Origin of the sequence: Algoriphagus sp. PAP.12 (assembly GCF_026652115.1) — a bacterium.
In the GTDB taxonomy this organism is placed as follows: domain Bacteria; phylum Bacteroidota; class Bacteroidia; order Cytophagales; family Cyclobacteriaceae; genus Algoriphagus.
In genome coordinates this window covers 188,772-206,516 of sequence record NZ_JAPPSQ010000004.1, presented here as the reverse complement: position 1 = coordinate 206,516, position 17,745 = coordinate 188,772, and the positions used below count along the sequence as shown (strand labels likewise).

At 41.6% G+C, this 17,745-nt stretch carries 15 protein-coding genes; 3 read left to right on the top strand and 12 right to left on the bottom strand.

Annotated elements, in window-relative coordinates; all coding sequences use genetic code 11:
- Positions 1-140: 140 nt before the first annotated feature.
- Positions 141-1,499 carry an acyl-CoA dehydrogenase family protein gene (locus tag O0V13_RS07420; RefSeq protein WP_268034342.1) on the bottom strand — a complete coding sequence of 453 codons (1,359 nt, stop codon included), beginning with the start codon at positions 1,497-1,499 and terminating at the stop codon, positions 141-143.
- A gap of 77 nt (positions 1,500-1,576) precedes the next feature.
- Between O0V13_RS07420 and O0V13_RS07415 the strand changes: the two genes are divergently transcribed.
- Positions 1,577-2,164: a class I SAM-dependent methyltransferase gene (locus tag O0V13_RS07415; RefSeq protein ID WP_268034341.1), complete on the top strand. Its 588-nt coding sequence runs from the start codon at positions 1,577-1,579 to the stop codon at positions 2,162-2,164.
- 345 nt (positions 2,165-2,509) lie between these two features.
- Here O0V13_RS07415 and O0V13_RS07410 read toward each other — a convergent pair whose 3' ends face one another.
- The 5 genes from O0V13_RS07410 to O0V13_RS07390 form a co-directional block, all read right to left on the bottom strand.
- A complete protein-coding gene (locus O0V13_RS07410) occupies positions 2,510-3,859 on the bottom strand; it encodes a neutral/alkaline non-lysosomal ceramidase N-terminal domain-containing protein (protein ID WP_268034340.1) in 1,350 nt (449 codons plus the stop codon).
- Between the two features lie 2 nt (positions 3,860-3,861).
- A complete protein-coding gene (locus O0V13_RS07405; RefSeq protein ID WP_268034339.1) occupies positions 3,862-5,025 on the bottom strand; it encodes an AIR synthase related protein in 1,164 nt (387 codons plus the stop codon).
- Positions 5,026-5,232: 207 nt separating this feature from the next.
- Positions 5,233-6,219: a D-alanine--D-alanine ligase gene (locus O0V13_RS07400; RefSeq protein ID WP_268034338.1), complete on the bottom strand. Its 987-nt coding sequence runs from the start codon at positions 6,217-6,219 to the stop codon at positions 5,233-5,235.
- 80 nt (positions 6,220-6,299) lie between these two features.
- Entirely contained in the window at positions 6,300-6,539 is a 240-nt protein-coding gene (locus O0V13_RS07395; protein ID WP_268034337.1) for a hypothetical protein, read from the bottom strand.
- A 185-nt stretch (positions 6,540-6,724) separates the two neighbouring features.
- Entirely contained in the window at positions 6,725-8,071 is a 1,347-nt protein-coding gene (locus O0V13_RS07390; protein WP_268034336.1) for an MBL fold metallo-hydrolase, read from the bottom strand.
- Between the two features lie 165 nt (positions 8,072-8,236).
- Between O0V13_RS07390 and O0V13_RS07385 the strand changes: the two genes are divergently transcribed.
- Positions 8,237-8,731: a C40 family peptidase gene (locus O0V13_RS07385; RefSeq protein WP_268034335.1), complete on the top strand. Its 495-nt coding sequence runs from the start codon at positions 8,237-8,239 to the stop codon at positions 8,729-8,731.
- A 50-nt stretch (positions 8,732-8,781) separates the two neighbouring features.
- Here the strand turns inward: O0V13_RS07385 and O0V13_RS07380 are convergent, their stop codons facing one another.
- From O0V13_RS07380 to O0V13_RS07355, 6 genes are read right to left on the bottom strand one after another with little or no spacing between them, the layout of a single operon-like run.
- Positions 8,782-9,843 carry an HmuY family protein gene (locus O0V13_RS07380; protein ID WP_268034334.1) on the bottom strand — a complete coding sequence of 354 codons (1,062 nt, stop codon included), beginning with the start codon at positions 9,841-9,843 and terminating at the stop codon, positions 8,782-8,784.
- An 18-nt stretch (positions 9,844-9,861) separates the two neighbouring features.
- Positions 9,862-12,105 (bottom strand): TonB-dependent receptor, encoded by a 2,244-nt coding sequence (locus O0V13_RS07375; RefSeq protein WP_268034333.1) that lies wholly within the window; start codon positions 12,103-12,105, stop codon positions 9,862-9,864.
- A 42-nt stretch (positions 12,106-12,147) separates the two neighbouring features.
- Positions 12,148-13,197, bottom strand: coding sequence for a hemin-degrading factor (locus tag O0V13_RS07370; protein WP_268034332.1), 1,050 nt, complete (start codon positions 13,195-13,197; stop codon positions 12,148-12,150).
- Entirely contained in the window at positions 13,181-14,002 is an 822-nt protein-coding gene (locus O0V13_RS07365; RefSeq protein ID WP_268034331.1) for a heme ABC transporter ATP-binding protein, read from the bottom strand. The genes O0V13_RS07370 and O0V13_RS07365 overlap by 17 nt, the downstream gene beginning before the upstream one ends.
- On the bottom strand, positions 14,002-15,063 hold the full coding sequence (locus O0V13_RS07360) for a FecCD family ABC transporter permease (protein ID WP_268034330.1): 1,062 nt from the start codon (positions 15,061-15,063) through the stop codon (positions 14,002-14,004). The genes O0V13_RS07365 and O0V13_RS07360 overlap by 1 nt, the downstream gene beginning before the upstream one ends.
- On the bottom strand, positions 15,060-15,935 hold the full coding sequence (locus O0V13_RS07355) for a heme/hemin ABC transporter substrate-binding protein (protein ID WP_268034329.1): 876 nt from the start codon (positions 15,933-15,935) through the stop codon (positions 15,060-15,062). Before O0V13_RS07355 ends, O0V13_RS07360 begins: the two co-directional genes overlap by 4 nt.
- 304 nt (positions 15,936-16,239) lie before the next feature.
- On the opposite strand from O0V13_RS07355, the gene atpD reads away from it, so the two are divergent.
- Entirely contained in the window at positions 16,240-17,742 is a 1,503-nt protein-coding gene (gene atpD, locus O0V13_RS07350; protein WP_073572705.1) for a F0F1 ATP synthase subunit beta, read from the top strand.
- Positions 17,743-17,745 lie beyond the last annotated feature (3 nt).

Here is a 17,745-nt window from a genome sequence, read left to right as displayed (position 1 = left end):
CTTTTTTAGAGAATACTTTGAAATACGATTGAAATAAGCTCTCCTTCTTCGAGCAAAATAGTGGTCAAGATGAAGGAGTACTTATATTTCTACTTTATTTCGGCTGAGGCACGAAGCCTTATTTCTATTATATTGCTATTTTATACAAATGCACTATGTCCGGTTATCGCCCTACCAACAATTAGTGAATTGATTTCTTTGGTGCCTTCGTAGCTATAAACAGCCTCTGCATCTGCCACAAATCGTGCGATGTCATGTCTCAACAAGATGCCATTTCCTCCAAATAACTCTCTAGAATGATCCACGATAGATCTCATTCTCAACGTACAGAATACTTTCGCCAAAGATGCATGTTCATCCAAAAGCTCGCCATCATCCTGCATTTGAGAAAGCCGGAATACCATAGTCTGCATGGCCGTCAAGTCACCTAGCATGGTTACGAGAAGGTCCTGAACCAACTGGAAGGAAGCAATCGGTCTTCCAAATTGCTTTCGTTCATTCGTATAAGCCAATGCCAATTCATAAGCTCCTCTCGCACATCCAACCGCCTGCCATGCTACTCCGGCTCTTGTCATTCGGAGAACCTTGGCTGTATCACGGAATGAATTCGCTTTTTGAAGGCGGTCAGATTCGGGAACTTCACAGTTTGTGAGCGTAATCAAGGCATTTTGAACAGTTCTCAAAGCCATTTTATCTTCCAGCTTTTCGGCAACGAATCCCGGATTGTCTTTTTTGACGATAAATCCTTTGACTTGATTGTCATCCAGATCTCTCGCCCAGATAATGGTGATGTCTGAGAAAGTAGCATTTCCTATCCATTTCTTTTGACCGTTTAGGATCCAGGTGTCTCCTTCTCTTTTACAGGTCGTAGTTAAGCCACCGGCAGCTCCAGACCCTACTTCTGGCTCCGTCAATCCAAAGGCTCCGATTTTTTCCAGTTTTTGCAAAGCAGGAAGCCATTCCTTTTTCTGTTCTTCTGATCCGCAGAGATAAATAGACCCCATTGCTAAGCCACTTTGAACTCCAAAAAAAGTTGAAATCGAAGTGTCGACTCTGGCCATTTCCATGGCTATAAATCCTTCCAAAAGTGCAGAATGTCCCGGACATCCGTAGCCTTGATAAGTCAGTCCGGCAATGTCCAATTCTGCCATTTTTGGAATGATATGCATGGGAAATTCTCCCCGATTCCAGTATTCATTTGCGATGGGCTTGATTTCTTTTTCCATAAACTCACGAACCCGTAGTTGGATTTCACGCTCGTGATGAGGAAGGCTTTTCCCCAGTTCATAAAAATCTCCATTGATTGGCGGGATTTCTTTGGATTTGCCGGATCCTTTAAGCATTCCCATCATTTTGGAGAGGTCAGACTCGCTCATTTTACTGACCAATCCAACCATTTTTGGAAGGTCTACTTTTTGGGAAAGTTTGGAAATCTGCTCCAGGTCTACGGATTGAAGCAATTGACGTAATCCTGCAATGTTTTTAAAAAGATTTTTCATGCGATTATTTATCGGGTTTATTTTAGCTTTTGGTGATCGTTTATGTTTCCAACGATCAGAATGCTATTTTCGGTTTTATGAAAGACAATTATCGATGGCTTGCCCCGGTTTATACACCGCTTTCCAGAATGGTGTTTGGAAACCAACTTCATGAAGCCAATACTTGTTTTCTTTCTAATATACCAAACAAAAAAGTCTTAATCCTCGGAGGAGGTGATGGATGGGATTATCGAGGTTTTCAGGATAATCTGACTGGAAAATTTGTAGAACTCTCGCCAAGCATGCTTTCCAAAGCAGAGAAAAACCTGAAGGATTCCAAACTTCATTTTGTAATTGGCCCATTTGATTTCAAAGAGAAATACGATGTAATCCTGCTTCCTTTTGTATTGGATACTTTCAATGATCAGGACTTGGAAATATTCTTTTCTAAAGTAAAGGACAGCTTAAATTCTGGTGGAAAGGTGATTTTAGCTGATTTTTTTCCCTCTCAAAACTGGAGGCAGGAATTGATGATCAAAACCATTATTTCCGGTTTTCGAATGCTGGCAGGTCATGTCAGGCAGGATCTTCCGGATTATGAATATTTCTTCAGAAGCATCGGGATGGAAAAAGTGGAAGAGAAAATCTGGAAAAAAGGTTGGATTAAAGCGCAGATTTGGAAGTGAATTTTTAATAACCTTTCTCCAAAAGGTCAAAATAGTAGGTCTAGAAATTTGTCAGGCCAAATCGCTCTGGAATTTGTGTTAAAACCCAACTTTCGTTGGCATTTTCAAGGCTTGAAACCAAAGGGTTTGGGACTATAGAATGAAGAGTAAGCTCTTAGCTAAGTTTAGTTTTATCTAGTATTTCTTCATTCTTTATATAATGTAAAACCAAGGATTTTTCTATAAAAATTTGAATATACCTTGAATTAACCCTGTATAAACCCTAGATAAACCTCGATATATGCCAAATGTTGGCAGGGAATATAATTGACTTAGAAACGAGGTAGAATAGGAGTTGATTTGTTTTTATTCTGAAGCTTTTTCAATGATCTCTGTAATCAAGTCATCAAAATACCTTCCATTACCTGGGCCATACCAGTTCATTTCCCTCACTTCGTGAAAGTGTTCATCATACAATTCATCCGGAGTGATGTAGCCGATATAGCCTCCATTGAAAGTGGAGATGATTAGGTTTATGCCTTTTTCTTTGGCAAGCTGGTCCCATTTTTCATAAAAAACTCCTGAAATCTCCCCGCTTGAATCTATCCAAAGTGTGTTTCCAATTCGAGTGAAATCGATATGGGCGTTGGTTTCTCCCATCAAATAATTAAACAGCCAAGGTCTTAATCTCAAGTCATCTGAGATTCGAAGATGAGGGTCTCTGAGCTTTAAATCCAATCTTGAACTGGCCAAAAGTGGATTTCTGATGGTGCCAAACTTGCTCATTTTGATCCGATTTAAGGAGTCAAGTTCGCTGGCGTATTCTTGAATTGCTTCTGGAGTCCTGCCCGGAGAAACGGGTCGATGAGATCCGACAGTTCCAGCAGCATATATGGATAGATCATAATCTGACTCTTCCATTTTTTTCATCAAGTAAAAAGGATAATCCCCAGAGAGTCCCATAAACTTGGAACTGAGGCAAGTCGCATGAGCAGAGTAAGTCAAAATCGAAGCTTTTTTGCCGGAGTGTTGGGTAAAAATCAACTCGCGGGTAAAGGGGTCGATCGGTCCTCCTTTGACAAATCTATTGGCAACCAATTCTGGTACGTTTGCTTGACGAAAAGTAATAGTTGCTGTATCCAAACTCGTTTGGGCTTGTTGGACGGCTTGAAGACTTTTGTCGGCGATCATTTCTACCAAATCTTCATCAAAACCACCAAATGCTATTTCTCCCAATGGTCCAGGCATGTATCCTCCCATTCCGGAATGTGTATGTGTCGCTGTGAAAATCAATCGAAGAAGGTTTGGGTACTCACCTCGGATTTTCTCCTCAACTTTCTGGGCTAAAAATGGATGAACTATCAATAACTCAAAATTGATCCAGGCAATTTCGCTTTCTCCATTGCTTAAAACAATGCTTTTGACAAAGCTGCTATCCTGAATGAATTCATAAGGGCCTCGAGGAGAATAACCGACCAATTCAGCTGAATTTTTGGGAGTCATGTTTGTCTTTCCCCAGCCAGCTAGCCAGACTTTTCCTTGAGTGGAAGAGAATGGAAGAGACTCCAGATCCTGAAATGTTTCCCTGTAAAATTCCTGCTCTTGAATCGGGCTTCTGTCCACAGTAGTGATGAAGAAGATTCCGATTACCACCAAAAACAGAAAGATCCCGAGAAGGATCTTTCCAAATGTGATAAAAGCAGGCTTCAAATTCATGCTTAGTATTCGTATGTTCCGTATGGGCTCTGGATAGTCACTTTTTTGCCTTCATGAGGCTCAACACGACCGATGATCTGAGCTTCTACTCCGTAAGACTCAGCGATATCGATAATTTCATCTGCGTAGCGCTCATCTAGATAGACTTCCATTCTGTGACCCATGTTGAAGACTTTGTACATCTCTTTCCAGTCTGTACCGCTTTCCTCTTGGATGATCTTGAACAAAGGAGGAGTTTCGAAAAGATTGTCTTTGATGACATGCACATTGTCCACAAAGTGTAGCACTTTGGTTTGGGCTCCGCCACTACAATGTACCAACCCGTGGATATGCGGTCTCAAGTAATTCAAGACATCCACCATAATAGGGGCGTAGGTACGGGTAGGTGAAAGGACCAATTTGCCCATGTCTACAGGAGCACCTGGAGCTGGATCAGTCAATTTATATCTACCTGTATACACCAAGTTGTCTGGGACAGCCGGGTCAAAAGATTCAGGGTAGTTTGTTTTTAGGATTTTGTTGAAGACATCATGTCTTGCAGAAGTAAGGCCATTACTTCCCATACCTCCGTTGTAGACGCTTTCGTAGTTTGCCTGTCCATAAGAAGCCAAACCTACGATCACATCTCCAGCTTGGATTTTATCATTGGAAATGACTTCATCACGACGCATACGACAAGTCACGGTACTGTCTACAATGATGGTTCTCACCAAATCCCCAACATCTGCAGTCTCTCCACCAGTCAAAACAGCGTTGACACCATTGTCTCTCAGCATCTGAAGAACTTCCTCAGTTCCTTCGATGATGGCAGAAATGACTTCCCCAGGAACCAGGTTTTTGTTTCGTCCAATTGTAGATGAAACCAAGATATTGTTGATAGCTCCTACGCATAGCAAATCATCCGTATTCATGATGATAGCATCTTGCGCAATGCCTTTCCAAACGCTCAAATCGCCAGTTTCCTTCCAGTACAGGTAGGCCAAGGATGACTTGGTACCTGCTCCGTCAGCATGCATGATATTGCAAAAATCTGGATCGCTACCTAGGGTGTCTTCTACGATTTTACAAAATGCTTGAGGGAATAATCCTTTGTCCAGCTTGGAGATTGCATTGTGGACATCTTCTTTGGAGGCGGAAACACCGCGCTGCATATAGCGCTCGTTCATGGAATATCGGGTTTGTTATCCTGCGACAAAGTTAATTAATCCAATTCATTGGAGAAGGATAAAGGAGGAAAATTGATTGTTTTCAAGACGGTAGGCGGAAAGGACTCAGTATTCAGAGGTCAGCATGCCATGCTCAGGATGAATCCTTTTACAAAGTGGATCATACCTTAACCTTAGTTTTAGCTTTCAGACTTTAGCCTTTTCCCTTCATTCAAACATTTCCTCGATCAATTGGGTGTAGAAGTCACGAACTTCCATGCCAATTGCTCTTACTTGCTGGGAGATTAAGCTGGTTTCTGTTTGTCCAGGAACCGTATTGATTTCGATGAAATAAAGCTTACCCGTTTCATTTTCAAGGAAATAATCAATTCTCACAGCCCCTTTGCAGTTTAGCTTTTCATAGACTTTGGTCACCACTCTGCCTACTCGATCGTTTTCCTCCTGATTCATCCGTCCAGGAGTAATTTCTTCTGTTACGCCAGCAACGTATTTGGCTTCATAGTCAAAAAACTCCTTGCTACTCACGATTTCAGTAGCAGGAAGTACTGTGATTTCACCTTTGCCTCGGAAAACACCGATTGAAAACTCACGTCCAGAAACAAATTCTTCAACCAAAACCTGCTTGTCTTCAGCAAAGGCTTTATCCAAGGCTTCAGGTAATTCTTCCCAGGTTTTCACTTTGGACATGCCGATGGAACTGCCTCCGTTATTTGGTTTGATGAAAAGAGGGAGCTTCAATTCACTCTCAATCTTTTTGAGATTCTTTTCAGAGTTTTCAAAAAGCTGAAGGGATTGAGCCACATTGAGTTCTGGAATATCCTGAACAATAGCCTTTGTGTAGCCCTTATTCATAGTGATTGCAGAAGTCAGCTGGTCACAAGTAGTGTAAGGAATATTAAGCATGTCAAAATAACCTGCCAATTTTCCATCCTCACCCGGAGATCCATGAAGAATATTAAAAACTCCGTCAAAGGTGATTATTTCATCTCCGATAGAAATAGAAAAGTCATTGAGGTCAACAGGGATTTTTTCTCCAGAAGCACAGACAAAGTGCCAATCGCCTGGATAAATCAGGATTTTGTAAACATCATATAGATCCTTATTGATTGTTTTTTCAACAACAGCTGCGCTTTTCAAAGAGATGACATGCTCACCTGTGAAGCCGCCCGTAACCAAAGCTATTTTCTTCTTCATATCCGATAAAAATTAACTCTGCGAAGTAGTTGAATTTCTGCTAATGTTCAAAGTGAAATTTGACACCCTCCAAGGGTTTTTCAGGCCAATTTGATCTGATCCAGATAGAATTTCATCCGGCTATGATCCCTGGGTAAAAAGTCGATTTTATCGATTTTGTCTTCCTTATGGTTATAAAAGACCTCCACGTATTCATTTTCCAAAAGGTAGAGATTGATTTTATGTCTGTAATACCGAATAGCCACCACAAAAGTACCCTCTATGTAGAGGGTTTTGATTTTTTGATGTAGGGGTAGCTGACGGAATTCTTCTCTACTCATAGATTTCTATTGATACTGCAATTTAACCAAAAAAGGCTTTAGAATATGTTAAACGCATTCTCACTACAATAATTTCTTGAAACTTGAAAATCTAAAAGCCAATCCTCTAACCTTATCTAGCTGAGGCAAAAAAAATACCCCCGAAAAGCCGGGGGTAGGGGTGATTAGCAACTTGACTCGCCTTTTTAATGAGCTACTACTTGAAAATCTTTGATAGCCTCACTGAAGTCCAATACTTCAGCATCCTTTTTCAAACCTGCGACGATACTGGTTCCAGCAGCTGATCTATAGCCACCTGCACAGTGAATCAACACCGGTTTTCCGGAAGGAATTTCTTCCGCTCTTTCTCTCAATTCTTGAAGAGGAATATTGATAGAGTTGTCAAAAATCGGAGAGTTTGCATGCTCATCTCGACTTCTGATGTCTACAATTGTATATGCATCTGGGTTGGCACTGAAAGCCTCGACATCGAAGGAAGTTCCTTTCTCAGTCATTCCAGCTGGATTGACTACAGCACCTTTGATCAATTGCTCGTATCCAATTTTGGAAGCTTTGTTGATAAGGTTTTCCAATTCAGCAGCAGATTCAGCAACCAGGAAATAGTTTTCCTCAGGCCCTACGATTGATCCCAACCAAGTTTCGAACTTTCCTCCATTCATGATATTGATTGCCCCAGGAATATGACCTGCAGCGAATTTGTCTTGAGTACGGGTGTCGATGACTACCGCTCCTTCTGGAAGAATAGATCCTTCAGGCCAGATGCTCACATTTGAGATGGATCTTTGGAATGCAGGAGCTCCTTTTTTGTTCATAGCCACATCATACCCAAAGTATTTGGGAATATAAGGTTGTCCTTGAAGTAAGGAATCTACAAAGGTACTTTCATCCAAATCTGCAAAAGCCCAGTTGGTAGCTCTTTGCTCACCAATCGTAGACTGTCTTGCATCGCTTAGGTTTTTGCCACAAAGCGAACCTGCCCCGTGTGCAGGAAACACCAATACGTCGTCTGCCAAAGGCTTCAGTTTGTCCTGAACAGTATGGTACATCATTTTAGCAAGATCTGCTCTTTGAGCTTTGAGATTACCTGCTTTTTCCCTCAAGTCCGGTCTTCCTACATCGCCAATAAACAAGGTGTCACCTGAGAAAAGAGCATGCTCTCTTCCATTTTCATCCTTCAACAAAATGCTGATGGAATCAGGAGAGTGACCTGGAGTGTGAAGAGAATGGAAACTTACATTTCCCATTGAGAATGAGTCCCCCTCATCAAATCCTTCATGAGGATATTCGGCACCAACAAGTTTGGAAACATAGATTGTTGCACCTTCATTTTGATGGAATTCCAAATGAGAGCTGACAAAATCTGCATGTGGGTGAGTTTCAATCACGGCCACGATTTTACCGTTTACCTCATCTGCGAAGTCATAATATTGCTGTGGATTTCTTCCTGGGTCTACTAAGGCAATTTTACCTTCACTTTCGATCGCATAGCTTGCGTGAGCTAGGCCTTCGTCATAAAACTGTCTGATATTCATAAGATTATTATTTTTCGATTTTGTATTACAAAGGTAAAACATGACCGAAGTCATATTTGGTGAGCTTTATCACTTTAGGCTCAAAGCCCTTTAAAAATGGATCTGGGCTATCATTTTGAGGCAAATGTCTTGCTTTTAAAACCTTAAGACAGTAACATTGATTACATGAACAGGAGCTCTTCTTTATCCCGCTATTCCTCATTCCTTTTAGGAATTTGCTTTTTGACTCTGGGATTTTTCACTTCATGTAAATCGAATAAAGTAACCAAAGATGATCCAGTTTTTACGGTCATCTCCACGGCAAAATCGTATCGTGGAACTCCCTATAAATATGGAGGTACTACACGCGCAGGGATGGATTGTTCCGCTTTAGTTTACCATTCCTATTATTCAGTAGGAGTGACCATGCCTAGAATCTCAGCTGATCAGGCCAACATGGGTAAAAAGGTTTCTCCTAGAGATTTACAACAAGGCGATGTATTATTTTTTGCAACAGGGAAAAGAAGAAATAGAGTCACTCATGCCGGAATAGTGACCGAAGTCCACAAAGACGATATTCGATTTATTCACGCCTCGACCTCTTTGGGAGTTACGGAAGACTTTTTGAGCAATCGCTATTGGAATAAGGCCTTTTTATTTGGTAGGAGGATATTGGAATAAAAAAAGAGCACCAACTCTGATGCTCCTTTTTACTCATAGTTTAACAGAAATTACTGTCCCGCTTCTACTAACTCAAATTCAAATGAAGGATATCCTCTTTCTCCGGCTTTGGTCAAAGAGAGGAATCTCAATTTGTAAATATTGTCTTCGGCATCTTGGATGATGTAATAACGATCGGTCAGAACAGCTGGTGAAGAGCTAGGTCCGCCTCCTGCTCTCCAATTAGAACCGATGGTTAGTCTATCAGACGTGTTCAAACTCAAGCTTAAAACATCCTCAGAAGTGAAGTCTTTATAAGCGATATCCGCTTCCAAAACTTCAGTTACTCCAATTCCATTTTGAGTGTTGTGGTAAACTAGATCTTGAAAGAAATAGGCTAAAGTTCCATTTGCTGCTTGAGGATAGGGTGTGGAAGAAGTGCCTGCTGTCCAAGAGATATCCCATTCTGACTTTTTAGGTTCGACTGATACGATTCCCTGCTCAAAATTGAAATAGACAAAATTGTAATCGGAGTCTTTTGAGATTTCTACTGAAGAAAAAGTAGTAGCGTTGGCATCCGCATATTCAAGTGTGTAGCCCTGGCCATTGCGTGTGATTCTGATTTTCTTCCAAGCCTTAGCTTCCACTCCACTAGCTCCGCGGGAAAGTAAGTAAACTTCATTTTCAGTATCGGTAGAAGAAATCGCTTCGATCACTGGATTACTCAATGGAGCAGAAGGATCATCTACGTGAAGGATACCATCCAAATTGGTGAAAGATAGGATAAGTTCTCCTGTCGCTTCTGCGGCTGCAATTTCAGTTTCACCGACAGCATTGAGATCCGTTTGTCCAGTGGCGGATGCCATGGCTCCAGTGGTTCCATTGATCAAAACTTTGAATTCGGCTCCTGAATAGAATGCCAAATCCCAAGATTCTCTTGAAACGGTAGTTTGCTCCGTCGCTCTCAAATTGATAAAAACTGAATTTGGATATGTTTCTCCTCCACCATTGACTTCGATTGTTCCTGTTTCATTTGGTGGAACTACAATTGGACTGTCGTCTTCAGAACAGGAGAAAAATCCTACTAGGGATAGTATAAAGAGGCCTAGTTGGAAGAATTGGTGCTTTTTCATTGTGATTTTTGGTTTTAATTATTTGTTGAGTTGGTAGTTTAATCCCAGAAAATAGGAGCGTCCATAGCCAATAGGCCGGCTGCTACCTCCTCCATGGGCATCTCCACCTGTTGAGGTGGAATTGATTTGAGTTATGTTTAGTATGTTTTTGACTCCAAGGTTGACTTGGAGTTGCTTCCAGAAGGTTTTCCCAAAAGTGATATCCATCCAATGGTATCCGTCTTGTTGGACTTCCTGAGCAGTGATTGTTTCTCCATCTGTGACCGTTTGATAGCTTGGAAGTGCTCCAGTGTATTTATAAAACAGGTTGATGGATGTGCCCCAAGGTTCAAAAAGGTAGCTGGAATTGGAGCTGATTTCAGGTGTCCAGACCATGCTTGGACTTGTTTCTATTTCTTCCGAAATCTGGTTGTATCTCCCGATGTAAGAAAAGCCCAGACTTGATTCCAGATTGCCCAGAAAGAAGCCCTGATTGAAAGTCAATCCAGTTGTCATATAATTTTCCACATTGAATAGAGTGGTGATCTGAATGTTGTCTGGATCTTGTCCGTAGGCTATTCTGTCGTTGACCTCATTGTAGAAAAAGCCCAATACGGAGCTGGTTTTTATGTTTCCATTGCTTTTTGGACTCCAATTGAGTGATCCATTAAAACTGTCAGAAGTCTCTGCTTTCAGGTCAGGGTTCCCCTGGATAGAATGACTTGCATCAAAGAAATCAAAGTACAATTCTCGGATAGAAGGGGCTCGGAAACCTTTTGCAAAGGCCAGCCTTAAGTCAAGTCGCTCCGCCAATCTGAACTTGGTATTCAAGGAAGGGATTACGGCAGGAGCCTCGTAAAGAGAATTGGATGCTTTTCGTAGTCCCGGGCGAATCTGAACAGACTCAGTGGGAGACCATTCCCCGGTAAGGAAAATGGCGAAATCTTCCATCCCTTGATTGGAACTGATTCTGTCTCCTGATCCTTTTTCGATATTCAGGTCAATGCCCGGTTGTATTTTAAACTTTGGAGAAAGAGTCCAGTTGGCCATAGTTCTCCAGCTGAAACCATCATAATCAATGGAGGAATTAGCAGAAGCGGCAGAAGATTGATAAACTTCGCCAGTTCGTACATTGGAAATCCAAGTTTCGCTTTCTCGACTGTAATTCGTCAGACCGCCCTGCCAATGGATCGCGAGGGTTGGTGAAAGATCCCACTTTCCAAGCAATCGATGCATCCATCTATTAGTAACAAAGTGTTGATCCAAAATTTCCAATGGAGCCTCTACGCCGTAGGAGAAAACAGTTTCATTCAAGAAATCCAGTTGGTAATCCAAGGAAAGTTTTTCTCCTTCCCAACCCGCTTTTCCATTGATGAAATCTTGATTTCTGGGGAGCCATTGAAATTGTCTACCTGTCAGATCTCCTTTCCAGCCTCCGAATCTTGTTTGTGAAAAGCCTAAGCCGAAGTTCCAATTCCCAATCTTTTTAGAGGCATTTATCCCTCTGGAGTGATTCCCGGCGTCTGAAAGGGGAGAATAGGAGTCTCCAACAGTTTCTTCTTGAATTTTGAGGTTGATGTTCCAGTTTTCTTCTCCAGCTTTTTTGGTTATGATATTAATGACACCCGCCAAAGCATCGGCACCATAGACAACAGACATTGGGCCCTCGACTATTTCAACTCTTTCGATTTGATTGACATCGATTTGGTTCAGGTTTATTTCATTGGAAGTGCCTTGTCGGCCCACCATAGGTACTCCATCAATTAGGATTTTTACATTTTGGCCTGACATACCCAGCAGCTCCATGTTGCTTGATCCTAAAGCATTATCCTGAGAAAATCTGATCCCAACTTGGGTGTTCAAAATATCCTGTAAAATGATAGGGGCACGTTTCGCGATGATCTCTTGATCAATCGTGCGAATCTGGTAGACAGAATTTCTTGTCGACTGAGGTTCAAAACTTCCTGTCACTACCACTTCTTCCATTTCTCGTACATCTGCTTCCAATTTCACTTTGTAGGTAGTGTCCTGTCCAGTTGGAATTAGCCATTGGCTTTTAAATCCCAACGCGGATATTCGAGTCTTTTCTTTTTCACCTTTTGGAAAGATGATTTTTCCCAACTCATTTCCAGCTTGACCTTTTCCATTTTCGAAAAGCGCATTGGCAAAAGGGATAGGATTTCCATCTTCTGACTCTACCCAGATCACTTCCTGTGCTAATGCAGGAAAAGTGAAGAGTATTAGAAATGGCGTAATAATTTTATTAAGATTAATTCTAAACATAAGTTTAAAATTTAAGCGGAGTATTTAAACCCCGCTGTAAGATTAATTGAGGCTATCTAAAAGAGCTTTCCATTCTGTTTTTTGAGGAATTCCCGGCTTTCTAAGACCAAAGAATTGGGCTACGAGCTCGCCGTTTTTATCAAAAAGCTCCAAAGCAGAAACTAGTCCTTCTGTTGTATTTTTATGGACAACAAAAGCCCTTTCTACAACGCTTTCATCCAAATGCATATTGAAGTTTGGATCTAGGACATTGAGCCAATTGGCCATTTGGCGAATGGTTTTTACTTTCCCCTGATGGATTTGGATATTGCTGGAGTTACCTGCGAAAATCATAATAGGAAGCTGTGTTTCGGATGCTACTTCGAGCACTTTTCTAGCAGCTAAACGATCTATTTCGTAAGCCCATTTATCGTCAATCCATTCTACTGCATTCAGTCGATTCAATTTGTATTTGCGAAGCATCCCAAAGAAATCATGGGTGTCTTTCATTTTTTCCCAGTCAGAGCTGAATGATTCAAAATCTAATTCCTGACGAGAAACAGTTTCAACTGGCTCTAATGGACTAGGTTCAATTTTACTATGCTGGTCTTCTGCTGTATGTGCTTGGACCAATGCCTCTGCGGCATCATAATCCGATTCATCTTGGAGATAGACTTTCAAAACAGCTTCACCAGCCTGATCAAAATATTGCAATGAGATCATTGTCCCTCTCGGAGTTTCATTAGTCACACAGAAGGCATATTTCCAGCTTTTGAAAAACAGTCTCAGCTCGATTGGGCCAATCACCGTGGCGATTTTCATCGGTCCAGCTTGGTGGATTTCTATTTTTTGGAAAGTCCCTTTATGTTCTAATACACAGCAATCATTTCTGGTCAGGGCCATGACTTTTCCTAGGGTCGGGAATTTCTGTACCTGTTCAACAAAGTCAGAAGTCATCAAAATGACATTTTCACCGATTCCAGTTGCCAACAGTTCTGCTTCGCTGACACCTAAAGCTTGGGCAGCATTTCTGATTCTAAGTTTAGGCTGTTGAGTTTTGAGATTTTCCCAAGCCTCTTTCAATTGAGAAGGGGAATCAAAAAGAGTTTCCATATTGAATTGTTTTTAGATTTTTTGATGGATTTGAGTAGAAATGGTCTGTGCTAATGATTTTCCGACCAGTAATCGGGTGGATCATAATAGTGACTGGATGTTCGAAAACTTTAGAAAGGATTCCTTCTTGGAGGACCTCAGAAGTTTCTCCACAGCCGGCGATTATTCCATTTTTCAGTAAAATGATCCTATCTGCATATTGAGCCGCCAGATTTAGATCGTGTAGAATGAGTAAAACACCGATGTTTCGATTTTTGAGCTCTTTGACTATTTGGAGTACTGAGTGCTGTTGTGCAATGTCCAAAGCAGAGGTCGGTTCATCTAGAAGAAGGTATCGAGGAAAAGGCTTGTTTTCCCAGATCTGAACCAGAACTCTAGCAAGCTGAACCCTTTGCTTTTCACCTCCGGAAAGCTGGTTAAAAACCCTCTCCTTTAGATGTGAAGTTTGGGTTAGCTCCATGACTTCTTTGACCAGTTGCTGAGGTTTATTCGTTTTGCATGCCACCAAGCCTAGCTCAACGACTTCTTGAGAAGTAAAGGGGAAATTGACCTGACTGTGTTGAGGCATTACTGCTCTGATTTCAGCAAGCTGTTTAGATTTTAAGTTGTGAATAGGACAACCATTGTATCCGACAGAGCCATGCTTACAAGACACTTCGCCACTCAGGATTTTAAACAAGGTGGATTTTCCTGCTCCATTGGGACCTAGAATTGCAAGGACTTCCCCTGCTTCCAGAGAAAGGCTGGCTTGGTCCACAATAGGTCTTTGCTTGATGCAAAAATGGATGTTTGATGCTGCTAACATTAATTTTTGCTGGAGTTGAAGTTTGAGATCAAATAGATGAAGAATGGCGCTCCCAATAATGCCGTGATCACTCCTATAGGTAGTTCGGCTGGTATTGCAATAGTTCTGGCCAATAGGTCAGCAACATTAAGTAGGATAGCTCCTAACAGGAAAGAGGCTGGAAGTAATAATTTGTGGTCAGCTCCAAAGCTGATCCGAATGAGGTGTGGGACTACTAATCCTACAAAGCCAATCATTCCTGTAAGTGAAACTGCGACACCTACTATCAAGGCTGTGATCAAAAGCAATTTCACTTTGAGGGCAGGAACATTGATGCCCATATGAAAAGCTTCCTGCTCACCTAGGGAAATGGCATTTAGATTTTTGCTTTGGGAAAATAGGAGAAGGGAGGGGATCGCAATCAGGATTGTGGCAGTTGGCATTTTTTCCCAAGTTGCACCCCCTAAATCCCCTAAACTCCAAAATGTGAAACTTCGAATAGCTGCATCATCGGAGTAAAACAGGGTCAGTCCAATTAAGGCTCCAGCTAATGCATTGATAGCAACACCGGCTAAAATGAGGTTGTTTGTATTTGTTTTGTTTGAGCTTTGTCCTAAGAGATAAACAGCGACCACATGGATCAGTCCTCCCAAAAAGGCAAATAGAGGCATCCCCAGGTTTTGGATCCAGGATAATGCGATTGTAGTAGGAGCAAAGACAAGGAAAATAACCGCAAATAAGGCACTTCCACTACTGACTCCGATCAATCCAGGTTCTACAAGTGGATTTCTAAATAATCCCTGTAGCGCAGCTCCAGAAATTCCAAGTCCTCCTCCAACTAGAGTGGCCAATAGAATTCTTGGCAATCTAATCTGTAATAGAACATTTGCTTGTTGGGAGTTAAAATCGCTGAGTTGAATCCCTAATTCTGAAAGCAGAATGGAGATGCTTTGAGAAAGAGAGATGGCAAATGCTCCTTGTGACATGGAAAACACTCCTATAACTAGAAGGAAAATTCCCAGTCCGCTCAATACAGTGACTTTGAGGTTCCTTTTCGATATGGATTGTGCCACAGAAATCATTTTTCCTCTCGCACTGCTTTTGCCAAATCCAATGCTGCTTTGCCAACTCTCGGGCCAAAGCCTGAAAGGTAGTGTCCGTCCATACTGAGAACCTGGTCAGATTGAAATGACTTGGTTTCTTTGATTCCCTGAATACCAGCAATTCCGCTTTTGCCACCCAAGCTTTGAATACCAGAATCAAAAAACACTAAATAATCGGGGTTGATGCTGACCAATGATTCAGGAGAAAGGGGTACGAACTCTTCAAAACCTGTTGCTATGGAATTGATCCCTGCCAGTTGAAACATGGCCTGCGCGAAGGTTTTCTCACCAGCAATAAATAGGGTTTCAGGGCCTCGGGCCATCACGAATGCCGCAGATGGTCTTGACTTAACTTCAGACAGATAAAGCTCTAAGGATTTCAAATCTTCATCGATTTGGGCATTGATGAGATTGGCTTCCATTTCTAAATTGAAAATCTTACCAATTTGAGTTACCAATTGCTTCGTTTCTTCCGGAGAGCTTGGCTTGTGAAGGATTTTTATTTCCAGTCCTGAAGATTTGAGTTGCTGAACTACTTCCTCATTGAGATACCCTTCTTCTAAAAGAACCAAGTCTGGTCCTAAGCTTAATATTCCTTCTGCCTTGATTTGATTCCTATAGCCTATGGAAGGAAGGTCTTGCATTGAGGCTGGATAAGTGGAGGTTTTGTCTGTTGCAATGATCCAACTTCCAATATTTAAGGAGTGCATGACTTCGGTGATGGTTCCTCCGGCCGTAATTACTTTTAGCTGTGTATCGACTGGAGTTTCAATCGAAGTCTCCTTTTTGGGACTTGTGCATGCCACTGTCAAGGCGATTAGCATGCATATATATAAGGGTGAAATTTTCATTTATTTAGATTGAATTTAAATAATAGTGCAAATGTATTTTTAATTAGATTCAATCCAAATAAGAATTATGTTAAATTTTCTTTTGGTATTTATTGGTGATAAATGGAGGAAGGGAGATAAGAAGGCCTCTTGGGTATGTAATCAGGAAGAGTAGAGGTACTTTTCAAAAACTGACTGATTGACTGTAGTTTGAAAATCAAGAAGTATGGATATATTTTCCAAATATCCTTTGGTATTAGGCTTTATTGATTAATTTTGCGCTCGAATTCAAAAAGCATATCCTTTTTACATTTCATTCAATCAAATGGCAAACATTGGAAAGATAACGCAGGTAATTGGTCCCGTAGTGGACGTTTCCTTCGAAGGCGGTAAGCTGCCAAACATCCTTGACGCGCTTGAAGTAACCAAAGAAAACGGCCAAGTAGTCGTTATGGAGGTACAGCAGCACCTAGGAGAGGACCGAGTAAGAACAATCGCAATGGACTCTTCCGAAGGGATGGTTCGTGGTATGGAAGTAAGAGACATGGGGCAACCTATCTCTGTTCCTACTGGTGAAGCTATCAAAGGTCGTCTTTTTAATGTAGTAGGTGAAGCGATTGATGGTTTGCCGCAGGTTCCTGCTGGAAAACGTCTTCCTATTCACAGACAAGCGCCAAAGTTTGAAGATCTTTCTACATCTACTGAGGTACTTTACACAGGTATCAAAGTAATTGACTTGATCGAGCCTTATGCAAAAGGTGGTAAAATTGGTTTGTTCGGTGGTGCCGGTGTAGGTAAAACCGTATTGATCCAGGAGTTGATTAACAACATCGCTAAAGCTTATTCCGGTTTATCCGTATTTGCTGGTGTAGGTGAAAGAACACGTGAAGGAAATGACTTATTGAGAGAAATGATCGAGTCTGGTATCGTAACTTACGGTGAAGACTTTGTACATACACTTGAAGAGCAAGGTGGTTGGGATCTTTCCAAAGTAGACTTGAAAAAGTTGGAAGATTCTAAAGCAACCTTCGTATTTGGTCAGATGAACGAACCTCCTGGGGCTCGTGCTCGAGTTGCCTTGACTGGTTTGACTTTGGCAGAATACTACCGTGACGGTGAAGGTGATGGTGCAGGTAAGGATATCCTTTTCTTTATCGATAATATCTTCCGATTCACTCAGGCAGGTTCTGAAGTATCCGCTTTGCTAGGTCGTATGCCATCAGCGGTAGGTTACCAGCCTACTTTGGCTACAGAAATGGGTGCGATGCAGGAAAGAATTACATCAACAAAAAATGGTTCCATTACTTCCGTACAGGCGGTATATGTACCTGCGGATGACTTGACTGACCCGGCTCCAGCCACGACTTTCGCTCACTTGGATGCTACTACAGTACTTTCCCGTAAAATTGCCGAACTAGGTATCTATCCAGCGGTAGATCCTTTGGATTCTACTTCTAGAATTCTTTCTCCAGATATCTTGGGTGAAGAGCATTACAACTGTGCTCAAAGAGTAAAAGAAACTCTTCAGAGATACAAAGAATTGCAGGATATCATTGCCATCTTGGGTATGGAAGAGCTTTCTGAGGAAGATAAGCAAGTGGTTCACAGAGCTCGTCGTGTTCAGAGATTCTTGTCCCAGCCTTTCCACGTAGCTGAGCAGTTTACAGGTTTGAAAGGTGTATTGGTAGACATCAAGGATACTATCAAAGGTTTCAACATGATTATGGACGGTGAATTGGATCATCTTCCAGAAGCAGCTTTCAACTTGGTAGGTAGCATCGAAGATGCAATCGCTAAGGGAGAGAAATTGTTGGCTGAAACGAAATAAGAG

Coding starts and splice junctions, on each gene's coding strand:
- O0V13_RS07380 (WP_268034334.1), bottom strand. CDS start 9,843: ATGAAAAAGCACCAATTCTTCCAACTAGGCCTCTTTATACTATCCCTA.
- atpD (WP_073572705.1), top strand. CDS start 16,240: ATGGCAAACATTGGAAAGATAACGCAGGTAATTGGTCCCGTAGTGGAC.
- O0V13_RS07365 (WP_268034331.1), bottom strand. CDS start 14,002: ATGTTAGCAGCATCAAACATCCATTTTTGCATCAAGCAAAGACCTATT.
- O0V13_RS07370 (WP_268034332.1), bottom strand. CDS start 13,197: ATGGAAACTCTTTTTGATTCCCCTTCTCAATTGAAAGAGGCTTGGGAA.
- O0V13_RS07415 (WP_268034341.1), top strand. CDS start 1,577: ATGAAAGACAATTATCGATGGCTTGCCCCGGTTTATACACCGCTTTCC.
- O0V13_RS07385 (WP_268034335.1), top strand. CDS start 8,237: ATGAACAGGAGCTCTTCTTTATCCCGCTATTCCTCATTCCTTTTAGGA.
- O0V13_RS07395 (WP_268034337.1), bottom strand. CDS start 6,539: ATGAGTAGAGAAGAATTCCGTCAGCTACCCCTACATCAAAAAATCAAA.
- O0V13_RS07410 (WP_268034340.1), bottom strand. CDS start 3,859: ATGAATTTGAAGCCTGCTTTTATCACATTTGGAAAGATCCTTCTCGGG.
- O0V13_RS07405 (WP_268034339.1), bottom strand. CDS start 5,025: ATGAACGAGCGCTATATGCAGCGCGGTGTTTCCGCCTCCAAAGAAGAT.
- O0V13_RS07420 (WP_268034342.1), bottom strand. CDS start 1,499: ATGAAAAATCTTTTTAAAAACATTGCAGGATTACGTCAATTGCTTCAA.
- O0V13_RS07355 (WP_268034329.1), bottom strand. CDS start 15,935: ATGAAAATTTCACCCTTATATATATGCATGCTAATCGCCTTGACAGTG.
- O0V13_RS07375 (WP_268034333.1), bottom strand. CDS start 12,105: ATGTTTAGAATTAATCTTAATAAAATTATTACGCCATTTCTAATACTC.
- O0V13_RS07360 (WP_268034330.1), bottom strand. CDS start 15,063: ATGATTTCTGTGGCACAATCCATATCGAAAAGGAACCTCAAAGTCACT.
- O0V13_RS07400 (WP_268034338.1), bottom strand. CDS start 6,219: ATGAAGAAGAAAATAGCTTTGGTTACGGGCGGCTTCACAGGTGAGCAT.
- O0V13_RS07390 (WP_268034336.1), bottom strand. CDS start 8,071: ATGAATATCAGACAGTTTTATGACGAAGGCCTAGCTCACGCAAGCTAT.